Origin of the sequence: Candidatus Competibacter denitrificans Run_A_D11, from assembly GCF_001051235.1 — a bacterium.
GTDB classification, from domain to species: domain Bacteria; phylum Pseudomonadota; class Gammaproteobacteria; order Competibacterales; family Competibacteraceae; genus Competibacter_A; species Competibacter_A denitrificans.
Map to the genome: position 1 here is coordinate 82,749 of NZ_CBTJ020000037.1, position 22,365 is coordinate 105,113.

Consider the following 22,365-nt stretch of genomic DNA (forward strand, 5'->3'; position numbering starts at 1 on the left):
ATTCAGTGACTCAAAACATGCACATACTATCCTATTTGTGAAAGCACTATCAGCGCTCACTCACCAGCGCATCGGCGAAACGTGTTTCTAATCGTCCTCACCCACAAGATGTTCGATCAGATCAAGCGGCTCGGCCGATCTGGCATGATCGGCGCGGATCGATGGCAACGTTGCAGAATCGATGTAACCGTGTCGTGCGGCGTGTTCAGCCGCCTGTAACGTATTCTCCACCAAAAGCAAAGCAATTTTATGCAATTGTGCCTGCGCCGCCAGCAAGGCGATTTCCGCATCCCGCTGAGGGTTTTGGGTCACATCACGAATGTAAATGGCGAGCACTTGCTGCGGACGGGTCGCGACGACCTGGGCATACGCTTCAGGATCATGCTGCCCGCTGTCACCAATCAAGATGAACGGCATTTTGGGATAGGTCTTCATCACTCGCTCAATCTGTGCGAGTTTGTGCGCTTGATGGCTGGAGCCGATGGTACGCTCCGGTTGTACGCCAAAGTCGCGCAACAGCAGAGGGCCAGCCGGAATGCCATTGAGACCCATGAAATCTACCAAAAAATCGTAAAGATTCCACGGGCTGCTGGAGATATAGAACAGTGGCCGACGGTATGGACCGCCCGTCTGCAAGGCTTGATAAAAAGCGGCGACTCCATTGAACGGCAGCCGGCTGCTTGGACTGCGCAGAAAGGTCAGCCTGGCCATCCTCAACAGGCTGGTGGCACCGGTGATCAAAATCGTATCGTCGATGTCGCTGATAATGCCGAAGTCACAATGAGGGGCCGGCGTCAGGACGCGGCCGGTCACCGGTTCAGGCGGTTGCCGTCTTAGCATCGCCTGTGGGGGGACACTGAGGGTAATCGACTGCCACGATAAATCGGGATCAAGAGATCGCATGACCGGCAGCGCGACATGAAAATAACCTTCCCTATCCGTCACGGTTTCCACGCTGCGATCTTGAAAGGTTGCCCGGATCTGGAGACCAGGAACCTCGTCACTTCCGAAGCGCCGGTAGGACGCGACGAGATTACTCCAAAGGGTTTCTTGATCGGTGGTGTCGATATCGCCATGATCTTCCAGCACGCGACCGGTCAGGAACAGGGTTTCTTGATTGCCATAGCCGTCGTAGGGCACCACCTGCAATGGCTGATCGTAGCCCAAACGGCGCTTTAGGCCGTAGCGCAACCGATCAAAATGGGTATCGATCAGATAACCGAGGCGGTGGGCTGAGTCTTTCCAGGTTGCCATGTTTCGGGCAGTCAATCCGGGTTGCTGATTAGATCACGATGTGTCCGCACATAAACACTGCGACCGCAACCATCATCCCGGCGAAGATCTTTTGTAAGATTGGTCCGGCGATGTGTCGGCCTAACGCAATGCCGGATAACATCCCGCCCATGCCGCCCAGGATAAAAACAGCGGTGAGAGCGACCGGCAACCGGTGGCCGGCCATCAGGTGAGATAACAGGCTAATCCCACTGATGATTGCGATAACCCACAAGGAGGTAGCGACAGCCCGCCGTATCGGCAGCGATGCGATCAGGATTAAAGCTGGCACGATGAGAAATCCGCCACCGACGCCGAATAAACCCGACAGGAGTCCGGTTGCGCCACCAGCCAAAGCCAGCCGCGCGGCGCAATGCGAAGTCAATCGCAAGCGTCCGCCGGGATCGTAACGACAAGTCGGTTCGGCATGATGATCCACGACAGCGTTGATGTCGGCGCGCACGATACGGGTTTCTTCCGGCTGCCGGTTTGCTTGTCGCCACATACGGCCCGCGACTGCCAACATCAGCAACGCAAAGCCGACTAATAATGCCGATTCGGGAAAACGTGGATTCAGCCACACGCCCAGTGGAGCGCCGGTCACACCAGATAGGCCAAAAATCAGTGCGATCCGATATTCTGCTTGACCGTCACGCCGACGCGCCAAGCCACCGCCCAACGAAGTAATGCCAACCGCCGCCAGGGATATCACCACCGCCTGATGGACCGGCACCTGGAGTCCATACACTAACAAAGGCAGCGCAAACACCGATCCGCCTCCACCCGTTAGGCCGAGCGAAAAACCGACCATCACGCCAAACAACAGGCTGAGCATCACGATTACGGCTTCAAAAATGCAATATCCCCAAAGGACCTATTGGCCGCCGTGGGGATATCACCCATCCAGGGCTGACCGTTTTACCTCAAATGTCCGGCCCCCAGCCAAACACTTCCACGGTACGGAACAGATCGTTGTCGGTCACCATGCCGACCGGTTTGCCGTCCATTTCGACCACCACGCGCCGCACATTGGCCTGCGACATCTTTTGCGCGGCTTCGGCCAGCGACATCTCCCGCTTGCCCGTCACCAGGGGTCGGGTGGTAACGTCGCCGACCTTGACCCGCGCCGGTGAGCGATTGACGCTGATGATCTTTTTCAGCACGTCGCGGTCGGTCATGATACCCCATTGCCCGCTGGCGTCCGGTTCCACCATCACCGCGTTGACGCCATTTTCGATCATGGTGTGCATCGCCACGTTGACCAGTTCGTCGTTCTTGACGGTCACCACCGGCGACATGATCCCGCCAATCGTGGTCGGCATCCGGCCGGATGCGATCATCGCCTGCACCGGATCGGCGACGCGGGCGGCTTCCAGTTCGCGGCGGGATTGCTCCTGATGGCGACGGCGATGTTCGATTTCCTGCCGTAGCGCCGGACCTTCTTCGCGCATCTTGGCGATCAGCAGATCGCCAAATTTGCTGGTCGGCACCTCGGTCGCGCCATCCATTTGCCGGGCGAAGTCGTAGGTGACGGTCTTATCGGCGATAACTTTCGCCAGCGCCGATTCGATCAACTCGGCGGCTTCGGTCCAGCCCATGTATTGCAGCATCATCACGCCAGACAACATCAGCGAGCCGGGGTTGACCTTATCCAGATTGGCGTACTTGGGCGCGGTGCCGTGGGTGGCCTCGAACACCGCGATATGATCGGCCATGTTCGCGCCCGGCGCGATGCCGATGCCACCGACTTCGGCAGCCACCGCGTCAGAGAGGTAGTCGCCGTTCAGATTCATGGTGGCCAGCACCGAAAACTCTTCCGGCCGCAATTGCAGCAATTGGAAGATAATGTCGGCGATGCGATCCTTGATCACCACCTTACCCGCAGGCTGCTTGCCGCCATAAACGCTGTACAGCTCGTTTTCGGTGATGGTCTGGTCGGGAAATTCATCGCGCGCTAATTCATAGCCCCAGTTACGGAACGCGCCTTCCGTGAACTTCATGATGTTGCCTTTATGCACCAGGGTCACGCTGTCGCGGCCGTGGTCAATGGCGTATTGGATGGCTTTGCGCACCAGTCGTTTGGAACCGAACGCCGAAATCGGCTTGATGCCAAGGCCAGCGTCCTCGAAGAATTCCGCGCCCATTTCCTCGCGCAGGAATTTGGCTAACTTGGCATTTTCTGGTGTGCCGGATTTGTATTCGATGCCGGCGTAAACGTCCTCGGTGTTTTCGCGGAAAATAATGACATCGACCTTTTCCGGGTGGCGCATCGGCGAAGGTACGCCGGGATAGTAGCGCACCGGCCGCACACAGGCGTAAAGGTCGAGGTCCTGGCGCAGCGCGACGTTCAGGGAGCGGAAACCGCCGCCGACCGGGGTGGTCAAAGGTCCCTTGATGGCGACCACCAACTCCTTAATCGCTTCTAAGGTTTCATCGGGGAAATAGTTGCCGTCATATAGCTCGGCCGCTTTCTCGCCCAGATAAATCTCGCACCAGTGAATCTTGCGCTGGCCGCCATAGGCTTCCTCGACCGCCGCGTCCCAAACCCGCAGCGATGCCTTGGTGATGTCGGGGCCAATGCCATCGCCTTCGACACAGCCCAGAATCGGTTGATCGGGAACATTAAGCTTGCCGTCCTTGATGGTAATCTTTTCACCGCCGGCGGGGATGCGGATATGCTTGTACGCCATGAAGCCTCCTGACGCTGATGGGGTTTCTACAGGGTTTCTTGAAGTGCGTGGGTGTTTGGAGATGTCGCGTTTGCGCGAAAAAACCAAGTAAAACTACACGTAAACGCGGTTTCTGTCCATGACGGCCGACCTGAGAACCCATCTTCCCACAGTGATCTTGCAGATACCCTGACCATGACTCTCAACGAACTGCGCTACATCGTCGCTGTTGCCCGCGAACGCCATTTTGGTCGTGCCGCCGATGCCTGTCACATCAGCCAGCCGACCTTGAGCGTCGCCGTGCGCAAACTGGAAGACGAATTGGGCGTTACCTTGTTCGAGCGCACACCCGGTGAGATTACACCGACACCTGTCGGCTGGCGGATCGTTGAACAAGCGCAACGGGTACTGGAGGAAGCGGCCACCGTTAAACAACTCGCCAGCCAAGGCCAGGATGAACTGGCCGGCATGTTGCGGCTGGGCGTGATTTACACCATCGGGCCTTATTTGCTGCCGCACCTGATCCCGCGCTTGCGCCGCCGCGCACCCCACATGCCGTTGCAGATTGAAGAAAACTACACAGCGGTGCTGAATGAGCGGCTCAAGGACGGCGAACTGGATGTGCTGATCCTGTCACTGCCGTTCGAAGGACTGGGAATCTGCACAAAATCGGTCTACATCGAACCCTTCGTCGTGTTGGTACCGACGGGTCACCCCTTGGAGCAAGTCGAATGGGTCGATGCGGAAACACTGGCCCGGCAGGATTTGTTGTTGCTCGGTCCCGGTCATTGCTTTCGGGATCAGGTTCTGCGCTTTTGCCCGGACTGCAACCGCTTGAGTGTGGGTTCTGACAATATGCAACGCACTCTGGAAGGCAGTTCGCTGGAAACGATCCGCCTGATGGTGGCGACCGGCATGGGCATTACCGTCCTGCCGTATACTTCAGTGAGTGGTTACGCACAGGTCAGTGATTTGCTGAGCGTGCGGCCTTTCAGCGACCCAAGGCCGACTCGAATCGTGGCGCTGGCTTGGCGCAAGAGCTTTCCTCGCCATCGGGTCATTGACCTGCTGACGGAGGCCATCCGGGCCTGTCCGCTGGGTGAGGCGATTCATCTGCTGGAGTAGGCACTGAGCCTGCTTTCTCAATAGGCACGATCTCCATCACATACACTAGGCCGTCGCGCATTTCCCAACGCACGTCAAAATCGAATAGCTTCATGCCGTAGCAACGGGAGTCGGGATCGGCCCGTTCGTAGGCGGGCCGTGGGTCCTGCGCCAATAATTGGGTGATCAATTCTCGTAGATTGACCGACGGCCAGGCTGCACAAACCGTTGCCGCCTCTGGGCTAAATTCCACCGTTATCCCTGTAGCCGGTAATTCGGTGGCGAAGCCACCCGTCGCTGTCGGAATGCAATCGACATAGGGTAGATAGGGTTTGATATCCAGCACCGGGGTTTCGTCCAGCAGATCGATGCCCGTGAGATGCAATGTCACCCGCCCCCGGTTGATGGCGACACGCTCTAATCGCACCACTGACAGGCCAATGGGATTAGGCCGGAACGGGGTACGGGTGGCGAATAGCCCCAGGCGCCGGTTGCCACCTAATCGCGGTGGTCGCACCGTGGGCTGCCAGTGCCCCGCCGGAATGCCGTGAAAGACAAAAACCAGCCACACATGCGAGAAACCTTCCAGCCCACGCACCGTCTCAGGTTGGTTGTACGGTGGCAGCAATTCCAGCGTAGCCCGCGCTGCGGGGACGAGTCCCGGTTGGCGTGGAATGCCGAATTTTTCACGAAAGCAGGAATGAATGATCCCAACCGGGGTGAATGCTAACACCTTAAAGCCAGCCGGATTTCTTGAGTTTGATGTACAACAACAGGCACCCGACCACCACGCTGCCCATGACGATGGGATAGCCGTATTGCCATTCAAGTTCGGGAAAAAAGCCTTTGAAGTTCATACCATAGATGCTGAAGATCATCGTCGGTGCCGCCAGGAGTGCGCCCCATCCCGCCAGCCGTTTGGTCGCGTCATTTTGTCGCGCCGCACCCAGCGACAGACTGATCTGTAAGGCCAGCGCCAGGGTTTCCCGGATGGAGTCTATCGTTTCAGTGATCCGCAGGATATGGTCATAGACATCGCGGAAATAGGGTCGGATATCATCAGAAATATAATGATTAAAGACATCGGTCAGCAGATAATTGCAAACCTCAACCAGGGGTGCGGCGGCGCGCCGCAAGCTCACCAGATCGCGCTTTAGTTCGTACAGACGAGCGATATCGGCTTGGTCAAAATCACCCTTGAAAAACCGCTCCTCCAGATCCTCGACGGCATCTTCGATGCCACTCAGAATCGGGAAGTACTGATCGACCACAAAATCCAGAATGGCGTACAGGACGAAACCCGGCCCCTTGCACAACAGATTTGGACTACTTTCACACCGAGTGCGCACCGGTGCGTAAGGCAGCGATGCCCCATGCCGGACTGATAACAGATAACGCGGTCCAACGAACAGATGGGTTTCACCAAAATCGATCTGACTCTCCTTGGCTTGGGCCGTGCGCAATACCAAAAACCAACAATCACCGTACACTTCGACCTTGGGCCGCTGATGGGCGTGATGGGCATCCTCAGTGGCCAGTTCGTGCAGGCCGAACAAGTGCTGAACCTGCGTCATCATGGCTTCGTCGGGTTCGAACAGCCCCAGCCAGACAAACGCATCTGGGCGCTGGCGGATTGCGGGAATCTCTTCCAGGGTGAGATTGTCGAGCTTGTGGCCATCCACGTAAGCGGTGCAATTGACAATCATGGGCTTGTGCTCAATGGGGGTGACGGTGTGGCCGTAGTTCCGGCCGGTACGGTTCTTCGCGGTCGTGCAAGTGCATCCGGTAGTCAACGAAGCCCAAACAGTCGTCGAAATGCAGGAATGGATTGCCAGCCAGTTGCTCAGTCATGGTCGAGGTCGGGGTGATGCCGTAATTATGACCCGGCCGAATCACTGTATTATCGGGTAGCCGCTCACCCAAGCGGCGTAAGCTTTGATACATCTGTGTCGGATCGCCACCGCGCAGATCGCAGCGGCCACAGCCGAATACGAACAAGGTATCGCCGGTCAGTACCTGATCACCCAAGCGATAGCAGGCCGATCCCGGTGTATGGCCAGGGGTATGCAGGATTTCGATGGTCGTGTCACCCAGCTCGATGCGGTCACCGCCCGCGTGTAGCGTCGGCAGATCAAGATAGCGATTCCAAAACTGCGCCTCGGCCTTGAGCAGGTGCAACTGGGGATCGCTGTGATTGAGTAACGCCTCGACACCGTTGATATGATCAAAATGACTATGGGTCAGTAAAATATCGGTGATGCGCAACCCTTGCTGTTCAGCCAGGGCGATGATGCGCGGCGCATCCCATGCCGGATCGACCACAGCAGCGCGGTTGCTGGCATGATCATGGATCACGTAGATAAAATTACTCATCTGACCCAGTTCCAGCGCGTGTACGGTATAGGGGGGATTGGCGGTCATTGCAGACGTCTCCCAAAGTGCAAAACGGTCAGTTTTCCAGTGTCCGAGGCGAACCTGCTGGCGTGGTGAAAGTAGCCGATCAACAAGGGCGCAGCGGCTGGAAACGGGCTTGATGGCGGCTATGCCTACCCGCCCACCCGACAAGACACAAAGTTTACTGGTAGAGAGTTCAACCGAGAAGAATGACCCATGCGTTTTACCCTTGAAGGCGACGCCAACCGCTACCTGATTACCCGTTATGGACCGGGTTGGATCAACGTCAATGAGCGGGAATTCCACCAAAGTCTGCTGGTTAGTCCAGAAAAGATCATCGCCGACTGGCCACCCCAAAGCTTGGCCGATTGCACGGAAAGCCACTTTGCAGCCATTGCTGTGCTAGAGCCAGAAATCGTGCTGCTGGGCACTGGGACTCGGCAGCAATTTCCCCATCCTCGGCTGCTGCGCCCGTTAATCAGTCAAGGGATCGGGGTCGAAACTATGGATACGGCTGCCGCCTGCCGTACTTATAATATCGTCATGCTGGAAAACCGCCGAGTCGTGGCGGCTCTGATGATGATTGGGGCCTGAATCCCTGGCCCCCCTAGTGGCCGGTCAACCCCACCCAGCAAGCAGTCCTACATGCTGGGTTAGGTAGCCGGTCAGCGGCTATAGGAAATCCCGCGAAAACCCTTCAATTTCAAGAATCTTGCGCAGCCGCCGCAAGGCGTCGATCTGAATTTGCCGCACCCGCTCCCGAGTGACACCAATCTCGTTACCGACCTCTTCCAGGGTGGCTTTCTCATGGCCTCCCAGCCCAAAGCGGCGCTTCATGACGATCCGCTGTTTATCGTTGAGCTGATCCAGCCACAACTCCAGTTTTTCGTTGAGATCGAAGTTTTGCAGCAACTGCGATGGATCAGGATTATTTTCATCTGGAATCGCATCTAGCAATGAGCGATCTTCATCCTTCCCAATTGGCGTATCGACTGAAGTGACGCGCTCGTTGAGTTGCAACATGCGTTTCACATCGGCCACAGAGCGACCGAGAGACCGTGCGATCTCCTCAGCGGTCGGCTCGTGATCAAGGGTTTGCGCCAGTTGTCGCGCGGCACGCAAATAGCCGTTGATTTCTTTGATGATATGGATCGGCAACCGGATCGTGCGGGTCTGGTTCATCAGTGCCCGCTCAATGGTTTGCCGAATCCACCACGTTGCGTAGGTTGAGAACCGGAATCCGCGTTCGGGGTCGAATTTCTCCACCGCGTGGATCAGCCCCAGATTGCCTTCCTCAATCAGATCGAGAAGGTTTAGCCCTCGATTCATGTAGCGGCGAGCGATTTTGACGACCAGCCGTAAGTTGCTTTCAACCATCCGGTTGCGGGCAAGCGTATCGCCCTGCAATACCCGGCGGGCGTAATAGACTTCTTCCTGAGCGGTCAATAGAGGCGAAAAACCGATTTCGCCCAAATACATGCGGGTGGCGTCCAACTCTTCCTGAGTAAATTCGCGGCTGGCGGTGGGTGCCGGCCACGGCGTTTCCGTATCGAGTTCTTCTTCCTGCGTGATCGCCTCGTCCTCGGCGTCTTCCTCCAGCTTATCCTCGTCCAGTAGGGGGTCGTCGATATGCAACTCGTCGTCACACACTACGGCCGCCAGACAGGCGTTGATCTGTCGGGACATACTACCTCCTGACTCGCTTCGCTCGGTGGGTATGGGGGTGGGCGCTGGGGCAAGTGCCTGCCGCGCCATTTATCGTTGTGTTTGGGTTTGGACCGGCGGTGCGGCAAATTATTTTTTGTCCGTACCTATTAACCGGTGCTTGGGTTATTTGGACAGCGCGGCGATCCTTGCGCGCTCCAGACACCAAGCGGAAAGGGATGATAAGCCTTTCTTAGCGTGCGAGTCTACTCAGGATTCACACGGGAAAAACTAGATAACCATTGTTTTATAGGGATTATTAGTCTTTCTCATCCAGCCACTCCCGCAACATCCCTAATGCGCTATGCCGGGTCAGATCGACTTGCAAGGGAGTAATGGAAACGTAATGAGCGCGCACAGCGTGAAAATCGGTCCCTGGGCCAGCATCTTGTTCGGGGCCGGCCGGACCCACCCAATAGATCGTTCGATCACGGGGGTCGGTGCTCTTGATGACCGGTTCGGCTTTATGACGATGGCCAAGCCGAGTCGCCTGAAAACCCGCGAGCTGCTCCCAAGGCAGATCGGGTACATTGACATTGAGGATGGTATCGGGCGGCAAAGATCGCTCGCGCACGCGACGCACCAGGTAAACCGCTACGCGAGCCGCCGTATCGTAATGCTCAGGGCGCGGTGAAGCCTGCGAGACGGCGATGGCCGGTAAGCCGAGAAAACGGCCCTGCATCGCTGCCGCCACCGTACCCGAATAGATCACATCGTCGCCGAGGTTAGGGCCGCAGTTGATCCCGGAAACCACCATATCCGGCTCCTTGTCCAATAAGCCGGTGATCGCGACATGCACGCAGTCGGTGGGCGTCCCTTCGACGCTATAGAAACCGTTGTCGTGGCGCGTGACGTAGAGCGGATTTTTCAGGCTTAACGAGTTGCTGGCACCGCTTCGGTCACGGTCGGGCGCTACGACGGTGATCTCCGCCAGTTCACTTAAAGCAGTCACCAGTCGAAGCAGACCCGGCGCCTGATATCCGTCATCGTTGCTGACCAAGATGCGCATCGTGTGATTTTCTCCTGAAGTAAGCGATGGGACAAATCTAGGATATCCTGCCATGCTGACGCTAAAATGACAGATTCGCCGCCCTGGGTGATGGAGTGAGGCGCCCCATGCGCAAACCGTTTGCGATTGATCCCCGTGATCGGGAACTGTTCCGTCAGGCGGTGGGTCCAGTCGAACCACTGCACTGTGATCGGATCGAGCCAACGCAATTCCATCCTAGCCCAATCCCACGCTTTACGTTGGCCGACGAACAGCAAGTCGTCGCCGACATGGTGTCGGACTACTTCGAGCCGGCGGATTTGGACACTGGCGAGGAATTGTACTACCGTCGCCAGGGCGTGCAGCAGGCCGTGTTGCGTAAATTGCGGCGCGGACAGTATCAAGTCGGCGCCGCGCTGGATCTCCATGGGCTGACGGTTGCCGCCGCCAAGACGGCCTTGGCCGTGTTCTTACAGCGTGTCCGTCGCGATAATCTAAGCTGCGCACGCATCATTCACGGCAAGGGTAACGGTTCTCGCCACCGGGGGCCGGTGCTGAAGCAAAAAATCAATCACTGGCTGCGCCAGCGCGACGAGGTGTTGGCATTCTGCTCGGCCCGCCCGATGGATGGCGGGACCGGTGCGATTTACGTGCTGCTGCGGCGCAACCCTTGAGGCAGCGCTATCTTGCTCAGCGTCTCATCGCGATAGGCACGGCCATCGGCAGGAGCGCTATAAACGCTATACTTGAATCAAACCATCTCACCAGCAATCAACGAGGAGAGCGAAATGGCGCACGAAGGGTATCATGAACCTATCGAGGATCTGTCAGTAGCAACGCGGGACATGCATCGGGCGATTATCTCGCTGATGGAAGAGCTGGAAGCGGTTGATTGGTATAACCAGCGGGTCGATGCCTGCAAAGATAAAGCGCTGAAAGAAATTCTCGCCCACAACCGGGACGAGGAAAAGGAACACGCCGCCATGCTAATCGAATGGCTGCGCCGCAAAGACCCGGCCTTTGCAAAAGAACTCAAGGATTATCTGTTCACCGATAAGCCCATCCACGACCACGAATAACCTTGCTTGCCGACTGTTCCCCTTTCTCTTAACGGTAAGACCCAGGGGAGATCGGGGAGCCGCGCGAGGAGGCCCGTATGCCGCTAAAAAATTCCGCCACCGATTACGGTGCGGTGAGCCGCTTCCTGCACTGGTCGGTCTTTTTGTTGTTTGTCTATCAATATCTCAGCGCCAATATCATGACTCGGCTTGCGCGGGATCAAACCCTGTTTGGGCTGACCCAGGGCAATTATTACGACTGGCACAAGTCTATCGGTTTGGTGCTGCTTGGGTTGGCGCTGGCGCGCTGGCTGTGGCGCAAAGCGACACCCTTGCCCGATTGGGCGCCAACACTGTCGGACGCGGAGCGGACCATCTCACACCGCAACGAAACGCGGCTATATTGGTGCATGTTTTTGTTGCCGATCAGCGGCTATCTATTTGTGATGGCAGGCGGTTTCGGCATCAAGCTGTTCGGCGAGGTTGCTCTGGCCAACCCCATTGGTAAACAAGCCTTTTTGGCCAAGCTGGCGCAAGTCGTTCATATCGTCACCGCTTACGCCGCCATCGTGTTTATCGCGTGGCATGTCGGCCTTGGTCTCAAGCACCATCTCTTCGACCGGGATGGGTTTTTAAATCGAATGCTGCCCTTTAGGCGACCGTGAAGACGCGACTCAAGGCTTGACGAAGCGGTAATGGCCGATAGCCCACGCCTGCCCTGCGCGATAGCCGAAGACTTCGGCCCGGGTCATAAAGAAGCGCCGCCAGCGCTGGAATCGACGCGCTGCTTGCTCCGAACCGTAGCGATCCCGAAACAGGGCCATGATTGTCCCCCGTTGACGATCCTGCTGAGCCAGCCAAGCGTTCAGGGTGCGCTGATAATGGCGGCCGTCGAAACACCACTGGTTTTCTAATTTCAAACCATCCTGGAAAAGCGGCAGCCAATCGTCTTCTGGCGGGTTGGCCCCTTGGCGGCGGGTGATGCCATGGAGAAACAGCTTGCCGCCTGGCTTAAGCCAAGTGGTAAGCTGTTTGCCAAGTTCTGGATAGCCGCGCATCGACTCGAATCCTTCCCCTAACATCACCCGATCAAAGCGATGGCTCTCGAAAAGATTGATTGCGTCGATAGTGCTGATCGCAACATTGCCAAAGCCTCGTTCCCGACAGCGTGCCGCAATAAATACGCGCTGAGCGTGCGAATCCGACACTGCGACAACCCGCGAATCCGGGTAGAACTCCGCCATCCATAGCGCCAATGCACCCCAACCACAGCCGAAATCCAGAATATCCTGATCGAAACCGAGTTCGGCGCGCTCGGAGATGAAGGAAAGCATGGCGGCTTCGGCGGTTTCCAGATCGCGGGCTTCTTTAGGCCACCAGCACGCGCTGTAGTGCAACCGAGGCCCCAGCACGTTTTGCCAAAACCCCAGCGGTACATCGTGATCTTGCTGGCGAGTAGCCGCACAGTCCCAATCAGCATCCTTCGCTTTGGCAGGCGATTGCCGACCCAGCGACCAGCGGATACCGAGCCGAAAAAGCCAATCGGGAACGTCGTAACCCTGCTCCAGCAGATCAATGACCTTATGGCGCATCGTGCTTCCTTTTACAGATTACTATTGACCATCAGCGTCGCCCCGGTCATGCAACCCGATTCAGCCGGATCGCAGAGAAAGGCAATGACCTTGGCGACATCGGCGGGGGTGGTGCGGGTGCGCAGATGCGGCGCGGCCTTCCGTAACATCTCGGTGTCCACTGCCCCCGGTGCGACGCCATTGACGCGGATGTTGTGCGCTTTGCCCTCGGCGGCCAGCACCTCGGTCAAGCCGGTAAGCGCGAACTTGCTGACGGTGTAGGCACTGTAGCCGGGGAATTTATCGGTATTTTGCACCCCACCCAGCGAGGAGATATTGACGATGCTGCCGCCGCGCTCCCGCATCAGCCGAAACGCCTGCCGCGCACACAGCACCGCACCGCGCAGATTAATCGCCATCAGCCGATCCCAATCCGCCATCGCCATGTCCGCAAACGCGCCACTGAGCAGGATAGCGGCATTGTTGACCAGAATATCCAGCCGACCAAATTCACTGGCGATTCCGTCGAAGACAGCGGCGACCGCTGCATCGTCTGCCACATCCAAAGGCTGCGCTGAGGTTTTCAGTCCCGCGTCCTGAAGTCGGGCAACGGTAGCCAGCAGTTCGGATTCGGTGCGGCTGGCGATGATGACATGTGCGCCTTTTCGGGCCAGGGCTTCGGCGGTCGCTGCGCCAATGCCCCGGCCGCCACCGGTGATCAATGCCACCTGTTCTTGCAGAGATGAGGATACGGCTATGTCAGTGGAGTTCATGAGTTTTCTACCGGTATCGTGGATTGATCGTGCAGGATAGCCAACAACGCGCCCGCCGCGTTCGACAGCGTATGGCCGGTATGGCGCACGACGCCCAGCATCCGCTCCAGGCGCAAGCCGACCAGCGGGATTTCCACCAACTCTCCATCCAGCATGGTGCGCGGCAATACGCTCCAGCCGAGGCCGACCGCCACCATCATCTTGATGGTTTCCAGATAGTTGGTGGCGAAGGCGACCGAAATATCCACACCGAGCCGGGCCAGTTCTTCGGCAAAAATACGCCGGGTAAACGTGGCCTCGCTCGGTAAAATAGCTGGATACTGGGCCAGTTGCGGCATGGCGACCGTCGATAATTGCGCCAGCGGATGGGTTCGTGCGGCGACGATGACCAACGGATCGGGCCACAGCGGCGATGCCTCCAGCGGTGCTTCGACATGCGGCGGCAAGGTGACGATAGCCAGTTCCACCTCGCCGCGCAGCACCACGCCACACGCCACTTCCGAATCCATGAAGCGCATATCCAGCCGGACGTGCGGGTAGCGGGCGGTGAAGGTGCGTAACACCGGCGGCAAGCGGTGCAAGCCGATATGATGGCTGGTGGCCAGCGTCAACGTGCCGCTGATCATCCCGGACAGATTCCGCAAGGCGCGGCGACCGTCGGCCACTTCCGCCAGAATCCGCCGCGCCCGTGGCAGCAGCAGGTTTCCGGCCTCGGTCAGGCGCACGGTGCGGCCCAGCCGGTCGAACAGGCGGACGTTCAATTCCTCCTCCAGCGTCGCCACCCGTTTGCTGACGGCAGGCTGGGTTACATGCAAGCGGTCGGCAGCGGACGAAAACGTACCGTGGTCGGCGATGGTGACAAAGGCGTGCAGGCTGGCGATGTCCATAACATTTGGCTTTCCGGGAGCGGCTTATCAATTCCTGTATTTTATAGATTCAATAAAAAATATGAATTTGTTTTATCAAAAATCACGCTTTAAGCTTAGTTACATCTCCGAAAACGCCCCTCTCCCAAAGGAAAGGGACTTCATCCTGTGAGGAATGACGCAATGGCCGGCAAGACGCTTTACGACAAGCTGTGGGATGCCCATGTGGTGCGCACCGATCCCGACGGGACGACGCTTTTGTACATCGACCGCCATCTGGTGCATGAAGTCACCTCGCCGCAGGCATTCGAGGGGCTGAAACTCACTGGTCGGCAACCGTGGCGGCGCGAGTCGATGGTAGCGATGGCCGATCACAACACCCCGACCGATCCCGGTTTTACCACCATCGCCGATCCGGTGTCCCGGCTGCAAGTGGAAACGCTGGATGCCAACGCCCGTGATCTCAAATTGCGCTATTTCCCGATTGGCGATCAGCGGCGCGGCATCGTCCACGTCGTCGGCCCGGAACAGGGCGCGACCTTGCCCGGTATGACCATTGTCTGTGGCGATTCCCATACCTCCACCCACGGCGCATTCGCAGCGCTGGCCTTCGGCATCGGCACCTCCGAGGTCGAGCACGTCATGGCCACCCAATGCCTGATCCAGAAAAAAGCTAAATCCATGCTGGTGCGAGTCGATGGCCAACTGGGGCCGGGCGTGACCGCCAAGGACATCATCTTGGCGATCATCGGCAAGATCGGCACGGCGGGCGGTACGGGCTATGCCATTGAATTTGGCGGTTCCGCCATCCAGGCGTTGAGCATGGAAGGCCGAATGACCATCTGCAACATGGCCATCGAAGCGGGTGCGCGTGCCGGGATGGTGGCAGCGGATGACAAGACCATTGAGTACGTCAAGGGTCGGCCTTCCGCTCCGCAAGGCGCGTTGTGGGAACGGGCGGCGGCGGCGTGGCGGGAGTTGCACAGTGACGCCGATGCGACCTTCGATCAGGTGGTGACGCTGGACGCGGCCGTAATTCAGCCGCAAGTGACCTGGGGCACCTCGCCGGAAATGGTGACTTCGGTCGATGGCGCAGTGCCCGATCCCAGCCGCGAAGCCGATCCGGTCAAGCGGCAAAGCATGGAACAGGCGTTGCGGTACATGGGCTTACAGCCGAATACCCCAATGACCCAGATCAAGCTGGATCGAGTGTTTATCGGCTCCTGTACCAATGGCCGCATCGAGGATTTACGGGCGGCGGCGGCGGTCATCAAGGGCCGCAAGGTCGCCTCCAGCCTGAAACAGGCGCTGGTGGTGCCCGGTTCCGGTTTGGTCAAGCAGCAAGCGGAAGCGGAAGGGCTGGATAAGGTGTTTACCGCTGCCGGTTTCGAGTGGCGCGAGCAGGGCTGTTCGATGTGTCTGGCGATGAACGCCGACCGGCTGTTGGCGGGCGAGCATTGCGCCTCGACCTCGAACCGCAATTTCGAGGGTCGGCAAGGCGTCGGTGGTCGCACCCATCTGGTCAGTCCGGCGATGGCGGCGGCGGCGGCGCTGGCCGGTCATTTCGTCGATGTTCGTCGCTTTTAGGAGATCTTTCCCATGCGTCCGCAATTGGTGATTGGCAACAAAAATTATTCCTCGTGGTCGCTACGGCCGTGGCTGGCGGCGCGTCATGCCGGGATCGACTTCGAGGAAATCCGGGTTTCGTTGTTTACGCCCGAAGGCAACGAGCAAATCCAGCGTTATTCGCCGTCGCTCAGGGTGCCGGTCTGGCGCGAGGGTGATTTCGTGGTCTGGGATTCATTGGCAATTTGCGAGTATCTGGCCGAGCGCGTACCGTCCCTGTGGCCGTCCGATTCAGCCGCCCGCGCTATCGCCCGCTCGGTCAGCGCGGAGATGCACTCCGGCTTCACCCCGCTGCGCGGTGGAATGCCGATGAACGCTCGCGCCCGTGGCCGTTCGGTGGAGATCACCCCGGAAGTCGCCGCCGACATCAACCGAATCGAGGCGATTTGGCTGGACTGTCGCAGCCGCTTCGGCGCAGGTGGTCCGTGGTTGTTCGGTAAATTTTCCATCGCCGACGCCATGTTTGCGCCGGTGGTGCTGCGCTTTGTGCCGTATGGCGTGACCCGGCCTGGCGTACTGAATGAATATGTCGCTACCTGGATGGCCGACCCACACTTGCAAGCGTGGATGGCCACCGCCGAACAAGAACCCGAAGTCATCGAATCCGAAGAAGTGGGCCTTTGAGACCCGGCCGGGAGTTTTAGCTATGAAAGCCTTTACCCAGTTGGATGGTTTGGTGGTTGCAGTGGATCGCGCCAATGTCGATACCGACGCCATCATCCCCAAGCAGTTTTTGAAATCGATCAAGCGCACCGGTTTCGGCGATTTTCTGTTCGATGAATGGCGCTATCACGATCACGGCGAACCGGGCATGGATTGTTCCAATCGGCCGCGCCGCACCGAGTTTGCGCTGAATCAGCCGCGCTACCAGGGCGCTACGATTCTGCTGGGCCGGGAGAATTTCGGCTGTGGCTCCTCGCGCGAGCACGCGGTGTGGGCGCTGGAGGAATACGGTATCCGCTGCATGATCGCGCCGAGCTTCGCCGATATTTTCTTTTCCAACAGCTTCAAATCCGGCTTGTTGCCGATTCCGCTGGCCGCCGAAATTGTGGATCGCCTGTTCCGCGAAGTCGAAGCCACGCCCGGTTATCGGTTGCGGGTGGATTTGGCGGCGCAAACCGTCACCACGCCGGGTGGAGAGACCTTCCGCTTTGAAGTCGATCCGTTCCGCAAGGAATGCCTGCTGAACGGCTGGGACGACATCGGCCTGACCTTGCGCCATGCTGATGAAATTCGCGCTTATGAAACCCGGCGGCAGCACGATACGCCGTGGCTGTTCGCCTGATCGCCCGCTAGAGGAAAGCCGATGACTCACAAGGTGTTAGTGCTTCCTGGCGATGGCATCGGCCCGGAAATCGTCACCGAAAGTGCGAAAATCCTGCAATATCTGCAACAGGAATACGGGCTGGACATCGCGCTGGACTACGGCCTGCTGGGCGGTTGTGCGGTGGATGCGCTGGGTGCGCCGTATCCCGATGAAACCCGCCAGAAAGCGCGGGCCGCTGACGCTATTCTGTTGGGTGCAGTCGGCGGCCCAAAGTGGGAGATGCTGGAACGACCCTTGCGCCCGGAACGTGGCCTGTTGGCGATTCGCGCTGATTTAGAACTGTTCGCCAATCTGCGCCCGGCGATTCTCTATCCGCAGTTGGCGGCGGCGTCTTCGTTGAAGCCGGAACTGGTGGCCGATCTGGATCTGCTGATCGTGCGTGAGTTGAACGGTGACATTTATTTCGGTCAGCCCCGTGGCATCCGCACCCTGGAAAACGGCGAGCGGGAAGGCTTCAACACCATGTTGTACCGCGAATCGGAAATCGAGCGCATCGCACGGGCGGCGTTCGAGGCAGCCCGCAAGCGTCATCGCAAGGTCTGCTCGGTGGACAAGGCTAACGTGCTGGAAACCTCCGAACTGTGGCGGGAAGTGGTCGAGCGGGTGGCGCGAGATTATCCCGATGTGGCGTTGTCTCATCAGTATGTGGATAACGCCGCCATGCAATTAGTGCGAGCACCGAAGCAGTTTGACGTGATCGTCACCGGCAATCTGTTCGGGGATATTCTCTCCGACTGTGCCGCGATGCTGACCGGCTCCATCGGCATGTTGCCCTCGGCCTCGCTGGATGCGAAGGGCAAGGGGCTGTATGAGCCGATTCACGGTTCTGCCCCGGACATCGCAGGCAAGGGCGCAGCCAATCCGCTGGCGACCATTTTGTCGGCGGCGATGTTGCTGCGCTACAGCTTGAACGAGCCGGAACACGCCGCACGGATTGAACAAGCGGTCGGTCGGGTGCTGGATCAGGGTTTGCGGACGCTGGATATTATGGCGGAAGGCATGACGCCGGTGGGTACGCAGGCGATGGGGGATGCTGTGGTGGCGGCGATGGTGGGGGATTGAATCGCTTTTACCTATCAGGTAGTGCCACATTTTGTCTATCCCGCTACTACAGTGGGATAGGTAGGATTTAATAACCTGTTTTTATATAGTTAGGAGTTACGCAGTTGAAATTCTAAGTGATTGATTAATAGAAGATTTCGGCTGTCTGCCGCACAAGTCGATTTCTTTTAAAATCAGAGCGTTAGAGATCCAACTGCGTAACTCCTAATAGTTTATGGAGTGTTAACGTGGAGAATGGCTAAAATAAACAGAAATAGCGTTTTCGACGCAGAAAAGTGTATAAGCTGTTTACTAGACTCTCATGCTTCTAATAGAAAAAACATCGTATTATTTTTATCCGAACAAATAAAGTTTGCTAATAAAATAGATCCAAGCAATTGGAATCTTAACTTAGCATTAGATGGTAGTTTTCTTCGCTTTAATGTTGGGCAGGAGTATTGCATTGAATTGTACGAACATCAAGTTTTAGTGTTATGCCTGAAACAGAAACTGCCAATAGAAATCCAACAAGGGCATAATGACTTTTTCTTTAGAGGCTATAAGCAAGGTCTTGGAGAAATCAACAATGAAAGTTTTAATAAAACCCCTCAAATTTTAGAAAAAATACCTAATTCAATAGGTATTGTATTCAAAAGAAATATTGAAAAATGGATTCCTTACATATCAAATAGCAATTCTTGTTTTATTGAGTATACAGTCTCGAAAACAAAAATTCTCCCTCAGATGATTAATGCCCATTCAGTTGGCTCAATTGAATTTTTATCTCGTGTTATCGGTGAAAAAACTCCAAATCCGATATTTGCTTACAATTCAGTTATAGAAAATGAAAAAATAATGCAAGGAAAGCTAAAACATATATCTAATAAAAAATTATCAGAGCTGGCGCAATCATACGATCCAATCCCGTTAAAAATAGAAACAAGAACAAGTATGTTTTTACGTAATCCATACGTTGTCGAACAGGCAAAACGCCTCGCTGAAGGAAAATGTCAAGACTGCGGGAATCCCGCACCATTCGTAAATAAGAGTACAAACGAGCTATTTTTAGAAGTTCATCATATAATACCATTATCTCAGGGCGGCAAAGATATACTAAAAAATGTCGTGGCTTTATGTCCAAACTGCCATAGAAAAAGGCACTATGGATAAATTAAATCATATGAGCGAAATCTAGGCAGTATCATGATTAGATACGTATCCATAACTTAAATCCTGAGGATTTCTCAAAACTTCGAGATTTTAAGGCTGGCAAATTCATAAAATCACTGAAAAAACACTGGAAAGGTATGCATTATGATTGATCGTATTACAGCAAATCCCAATATACTCGGAGGAAAACCAGTCATAAAAGGGACCCGGTTATCGGTAGAGTTTATATTAGAACTATTAGCATCCGGCATCTCTGAGGAAGAGATAATCGAAGATTATCAACATATTACCAGAGATGATATTCATGCTTGTCTCAGATATGCCGCCCATTCCTTTCGGAATGAGATCTATGTGGAATTTGAGCCTACCTCAGCATGAGGCTTCTCCAAGCCCGTCTTCTTACAGATGAAAATATCTCACCAAAAGTCGTTGAATATCTTCGCAACATAGGATTGGATGTTCTCGATACGAAAGAGCAAATATGGTACGGAACTGAAGATGAAGAACTGATAAACAGGGCCTATCGAGAACAAAGATTTATCCTCACCCATGATTCAGATTTTGGAACATTAGCTATTAATCAAGGAAAGCCATGTTACGGGATTCTCTATCTGCGACTAAGGAGCTTGAAGTCCACTAACGTGATTCACGTCTGTGAAAGGCTGTTTCATAAAGATATTGAAATCCATCCTTATACTATTTGGGTGATTGAAGACACGCGGGTACGCATTCGCTATCTTATGAAAAATGAACCATAGGCATTCAAAATAGATGGAGGTATTTTGGAAGCAACAGAGCTAAAAACTGTGACTGATTTGCTGCACTCAGCCGAAGAGCGGATTGAGCTAATCAACGGCGAGATCATCAAGCGCCCGATGGCGCGTTCCGAGCACGCGCTGATCCAGTCGAATATTGCTGATGAAGTTGCCTTATTCAAGCGCAAAGATGGCCTGGGTGGATGGTGGATCATGACCGAGATCAGCGTTAAATATAATGAACACCAATGTCCTTGCCACGATCTTGCAGGGTGGAGAAAGGAACGTGTACCGCATAGACCGACGGGAATCATGAATGTGATACCCGATTGGGTTTGCGAAATTACCTCGCCCAATCACGAAAGAAAAGATTTATTTCACAATTTCATACTATTGCAACGTAACAAGGTTCCTTATTACTGGGTGATTTCCCCAGAAGATAAGACGCTGATTGCTTATGAATTAGATAATGAAAAATATCATGTGACTTTTTCTATCGAATATGGGGCCGAATTAACCATTAAAAAAGCAAGAATACCGCCATTTGCAGAAACCGAGATTGATCTACAGTATATTTTCGGCGATGACTGATAAAAGGCTAAGGTGGTTTTTTCAAAAATCTCCAAATTCCAGTGATTGAGTTGAGGGCAGCGTTATGATGCGAGTCGGTTTGGTGGGTTGGCGCGGCATGGTGGGTTCCGTGCTGATGGATCGGATGCTGGCGGAAAATGATTTCGCCCAGATTGATCCGGTATTTTTCACGACTTCCAACGTGGGTGGCCGTGGCCCGGCCATTGGCAAAGACACGCCCGCGCTGAAGGACGCCAAATCCATTGCCGACTTGAAGGCGCTGGATACGATCATCACCTGTCAGGGCGGCGATTACAGCAACGAGATTTATCCGCAACTGCGGGCGGCAGGCTGGAAAGGCTACTGGATCGATGCCGCTTCGGCGCTGCGGATGAAGGACGATGCGGTCATCATTCTCGATCCGGTCAACCGCAACGTGATCGACGACGCACTAGAGCGGGGGGTGAAGGATTACATCGGCGGCAACTGCACGGTCAGCCTGATGCTGATGGGCCTGGGCGGACTGTTTGCGCACGGGCTGGTGGAATGGATGAGCGCCATGACCTATCAGGCGGCATCCGGCGCGGGCGCACAGAACATGCGCGAGCTGATCCAGCAGATGGGCGTGATTCACGGCGCGGTCGCCCATCGACTCAGTGAACCCGCTTCGGCGATTCTGGACATCGACCGCACGGTAGCGGACACCATCCGCTCCAGCGCCTTGCCGACCGCCCATTTCGGCGCACCGCTGGCCGGTAGCCTGATTCCGTGGATCGATAAGCAGTTGGAGAACGGTCAAAGTAAGGAAGAATGGAAAGGCCAGGCCGAAACCAACAAGATTTTGGGCCGCTCCGAGCAACCGATTCCCATTGATGGCATTTGCGTGCGCATCGGCGCGATGCGCTGCCACAGTCAGGCGTTGACCATCAAATTGACCAAAGACGCGCCGCTGGATGAAATCACCGAGATCATCGGTGCCGCCAACGACTGGGTGAAGGTCATTCCCAACGAGCGCGACCTTTCGATCCGCGAGCTGACGCCCACTGCGGTGACGGGGACGTTGAGCATTCCCGTGGGTCGGCTGCGCAAGCTCAACATGGGGCCGAGCTATCTCGCTGCGTTCACCTGCGGCGATCAGTTGTTGTGGGGGGCGGCGGAGCCGCTGCGGCGGATGTTGCGGATATTGTTGGAGATGTAAATCTCGCGTAAAAACAAGCTCCACGCCACGAAGAAGCTCCACGCAAGCCTTCATGCCGGGCTGGGTCGTCGGCTCTTGAGCGACGGCCTTCGCCAGCGGCGACGGTCAAGCTGATTGACCTTAAGCGAGATCATGACGATCTTGATGCACGTTCATCAATCCCACTACCGCGACTTCAAAGCTTTAGGAGTTACGCAGTTGGATCTGATGGAGTAAAAGGACGGAATGAATCCAGCGAAAGTGACCGATGAAGATTACATCCAGTTTTTGCTTGCGACG

The 22,365-nt window shown here is 56.0% G+C and carries 25 protein-coding genes; 14 read left to right on the forward strand and 11 right to left on the reverse strand.

All coding sequences use genetic code 11. From position 1 onward, the window contains the following. Positions 1 to 87: 87 nt before the first annotated feature. From BN873_RS08090 to icd, 3 genes are all read right to left on the reverse strand, one after another. Positions 88 to 1,254 (reverse strand): App1 family protein, encoded by a 1,167-nt coding sequence (locus BN873_RS08090; RefSeq protein ID WP_048672670.1) that lies wholly within the window; start codon positions 1,252 to 1,254, stop codon positions 88 to 90. A 28-nt stretch (positions 1,255 to 1,282) separates the two neighbouring features. Then, entirely contained in the window at positions 1,283 to 2,107 is an 825-nt protein-coding gene (locus BN873_RS08095) for a sulfite exporter TauE/SafE family protein (RefSeq protein WP_048672672.1), read from the reverse strand. 88 nt (positions 2,108 to 2,195) lie between these two features. Beyond that, complete coding sequence (gene icd, locus BN873_RS08100) at positions 2,196 to 3,962, reverse strand: isocitrate dehydrogenase (NADP(+)) (protein WP_048672675.1); 1,767 nt, start codon at positions 3,960 to 3,962, stop codon at positions 2,196 to 2,198. A 174-nt stretch (positions 3,963 to 4,136) separates the two neighbouring features. Here icd and BN873_RS08105 point away from each other — a divergent pair, with 174 nt between their 5' ends. Next, positions 4,137 to 5,066, forward strand: a complete 930-nt coding sequence (locus BN873_RS08105) for a hydrogen peroxide-inducible genes activator (protein WP_048672677.1) — start codon at positions 4,137 to 4,139, stop codon at positions 5,064 to 5,066. On the opposite strand, the gene tsaA is transcribed toward BN873_RS08105, so the two are convergent. From tsaA to BN873_RS08120, 3 genes are read right to left on the reverse strand one after another with little or no spacing between them, the layout of a single operon-like run. After that, positions 4,999 to 5,778 carry a tRNA (N6-threonylcarbamoyladenosine(37)-N6)-methyltransferase TrmO gene (gene tsaA / locus BN873_RS08110; protein WP_071244076.1) on the reverse strand — a complete coding sequence of 260 codons (780 nt, stop codon included), beginning with the start codon at positions 5,776 to 5,778 and terminating at the stop codon, positions 4,999 to 5,001. The genes BN873_RS08105 and tsaA overlap by 68 nt on opposite strands. A 1-nt stretch (position 5,779) precedes the next feature. Beyond that, positions 5,780 to 6,751, reverse strand: coding sequence for a magnesium/cobalt transporter CorA (gene corA / locus BN873_RS08115; protein ID WP_048672679.1), 972 nt, complete (start codon positions 6,749 to 6,751; stop codon positions 5,780 to 5,782). 10 nt (positions 6,752 to 6,761) lie between these two features. Then, the gene (locus BN873_RS08120) at positions 6,762 to 7,466 is read right to left on the reverse strand and encodes an MBL fold metallo-hydrolase (protein WP_048672681.1); all 705 of its coding nucleotides are present in this window, start codon (positions 7,464 to 7,466) and stop codon (positions 6,762 to 6,764) included. A 189-nt stretch (positions 7,467 to 7,655) separates the two neighbouring features. On the opposite strand from BN873_RS08120, the gene BN873_RS08125 reads away from it, so the two are divergent. Beyond that, entirely contained in the window at positions 7,656 to 8,033 is a 378-nt protein-coding gene (locus BN873_RS08125; RefSeq protein WP_048672683.1) for an Mth938-like domain-containing protein, read from the forward strand. Between the two features lie 78 nt (positions 8,034 to 8,111). Here the strand turns inward: BN873_RS08125 and rpoS are convergent, their stop codons facing one another. Both rpoS and surE read right to left on the reverse strand, forming a co-directional pair. Beyond that, positions 8,112 to 9,125 (reverse strand): RNA polymerase sigma factor RpoS, encoded by a 1,014-nt coding sequence (rpoS, locus tag BN873_RS08130; RefSeq protein ID WP_048672686.1) that lies wholly within the window; start codon positions 9,123 to 9,125, stop codon positions 8,112 to 8,114. 277 nt (positions 9,126 to 9,402) lie between these two features. Continuing rightward, complete coding sequence (gene surE / locus BN873_RS08135; protein WP_048672689.1) at positions 9,403 to 10,152, reverse strand: 5'/3'-nucleotidase SurE; 750 nt, start codon at positions 10,150 to 10,152, stop codon at positions 9,403 to 9,405. Between the two features lie 107 nt (positions 10,153 to 10,259). Between surE and BN873_RS08140 the strand changes: the two genes are divergently transcribed. The 3 genes from BN873_RS08140 to BN873_RS08150 all read left to right on the forward strand — a co-directional run bounded on the left by BN873_RS08140 (position 10,260) and on the right by BN873_RS08150 (position 11,854). After that, entirely contained in the window at positions 10,260 to 10,805 is a 546-nt protein-coding gene (locus tag BN873_RS08140) for a Smr/MutS family protein (RefSeq protein ID WP_048672691.1), read from the forward strand. 114 nt (positions 10,806 to 10,919) lie between these two features. Continuing rightward, a complete protein-coding gene (locus tag BN873_RS08145; protein ID WP_048672694.1) occupies positions 10,920 to 11,210 on the forward strand; it encodes an encapsulin-associated ferritin-like protein in 291 nt (96 codons plus the stop codon). A gap of 77 nt (positions 11,211 to 11,287) precedes the next feature. Next, on the forward strand, positions 11,288 to 11,854 hold the full coding sequence (locus BN873_RS08150; protein WP_048672696.1) for a cytochrome b: 567 nt from the start codon (positions 11,288 to 11,290) through the stop codon (positions 11,852 to 11,854). A 9-nt stretch (positions 11,855 to 11,863) separates the two neighbouring features. Here BN873_RS08150 and BN873_RS08155 read toward each other — a convergent pair whose 3' ends face one another. The 3 genes from BN873_RS08155 to BN873_RS08165 are packed head-to-tail and all read right to left on the reverse strand — an operon-like array spanning position 11,864 to position 14,420. After that, positions 11,864 to 12,781 (reverse strand): SAM-dependent methyltransferase, encoded by a 918-nt coding sequence (locus tag BN873_RS08155; RefSeq protein ID WP_048672699.1) that lies wholly within the window; start codon positions 12,779 to 12,781, stop codon positions 11,864 to 11,866. Positions 12,782 to 12,792: 11 nt separating this feature from the next. Continuing rightward, positions 12,793 to 13,533: an SDR family NAD(P)-dependent oxidoreductase gene (locus BN873_RS08160; protein WP_048672702.1), complete on the reverse strand. Its 741-nt coding sequence runs from the start codon at positions 13,531 to 13,533 to the stop codon at positions 12,793 to 12,795. Further along, the gene (locus BN873_RS08165; protein WP_048672704.1) at positions 13,530 to 14,420 is read right to left on the reverse strand and encodes a LysR family transcriptional regulator; all 891 of its coding nucleotides are present in this window, start codon (positions 14,418 to 14,420) and stop codon (positions 13,530 to 13,532) included. The genes BN873_RS08160 and BN873_RS08165 overlap by 4 nt, the downstream gene beginning before the upstream one ends. Before the next feature lie 162 nt (positions 14,421 to 14,582). On the opposite strand from BN873_RS08165, the gene leuC reads away from it, so the two are divergent. The 9 genes from leuC (at position 14,583) to asd (ending at position 22,086) form a co-directional block, all read left to right on the forward strand. Beyond that, positions 14,583 to 15,986: a 3-isopropylmalate dehydratase large subunit gene (gene leuC / locus BN873_RS08170; RefSeq protein ID WP_048672706.1), complete on the forward strand. Its 1,404-nt coding sequence runs from the start codon at positions 14,583 to 14,585 to the stop codon at positions 15,984 to 15,986. Positions 15,987 to 15,998: 12 nt separating this feature from the next. Beyond that, positions 15,999 to 16,649, forward strand: coding sequence for a glutathione S-transferase family protein (locus tag BN873_RS08175; protein WP_048672709.1), 651 nt, complete (start codon positions 15,999 to 16,001; stop codon positions 16,647 to 16,649). A gap of 22 nt (positions 16,650 to 16,671) precedes the next feature. Further along, on the forward strand, positions 16,672 to 17,310 hold the full coding sequence (gene leuD / locus BN873_RS08180) for a 3-isopropylmalate dehydratase small subunit (RefSeq protein WP_048672711.1): 639 nt from the start codon (positions 16,672 to 16,674) through the stop codon (positions 17,308 to 17,310). A 21-nt stretch (positions 17,311 to 17,331) separates the two neighbouring features. Then, positions 17,332 to 18,414 carry a 3-isopropylmalate dehydrogenase gene (gene leuB / locus BN873_RS08185; protein WP_048672713.1) on the forward strand — a complete coding sequence of 361 codons (1,083 nt, stop codon included), beginning with the start codon at positions 17,332 to 17,334 and terminating at the stop codon, positions 18,412 to 18,414. A gap of 234 nt (positions 18,415 to 18,648) precedes the next feature. Continuing rightward, positions 18,649 to 19,563 carry an HNH endonuclease gene (locus BN873_RS20840; protein ID WP_082161166.1) on the forward strand — a complete coding sequence of 305 codons (915 nt, stop codon included), beginning with the start codon at positions 18,649 to 18,651 and terminating at the stop codon, positions 19,561 to 19,563. Positions 19,564 to 19,707: 144 nt separating this feature from the next. Continuing rightward, positions 19,708 to 19,941, forward strand: a complete 234-nt coding sequence (locus BN873_RS19385) for a DUF433 domain-containing protein (RefSeq protein ID WP_082161167.1) — start codon at positions 19,708 to 19,710, stop codon at positions 19,939 to 19,941. After that, positions 19,938 to 20,321, forward strand: a complete 384-nt coding sequence (locus BN873_RS08190; RefSeq protein WP_048672714.1) for a DUF5615 family PIN-like protein — start codon at positions 19,938 to 19,940, stop codon at positions 20,319 to 20,321. The genes BN873_RS19385 and BN873_RS08190 overlap by 4 nt, the downstream gene beginning before the upstream one ends. Positions 20,322 to 20,345: 24 nt before the next feature. After that, positions 20,346 to 20,909 (forward strand): Uma2 family endonuclease, encoded by a 564-nt coding sequence (locus tag BN873_RS08195; protein WP_048672715.1) that lies wholly within the window; start codon positions 20,346 to 20,348, stop codon positions 20,907 to 20,909. A gap of 64 nt (positions 20,910 to 20,973) precedes the next feature. Beyond that, positions 20,974 to 22,086: an aspartate-semialdehyde dehydrogenase gene (gene asd, locus BN873_RS08200; RefSeq protein WP_048672719.1), complete on the forward strand. Its 1,113-nt coding sequence runs from the start codon at positions 20,974 to 20,976 to the stop codon at positions 22,084 to 22,086. Positions 22,087 to 22,365: the final 279 nt, after the last annotated feature.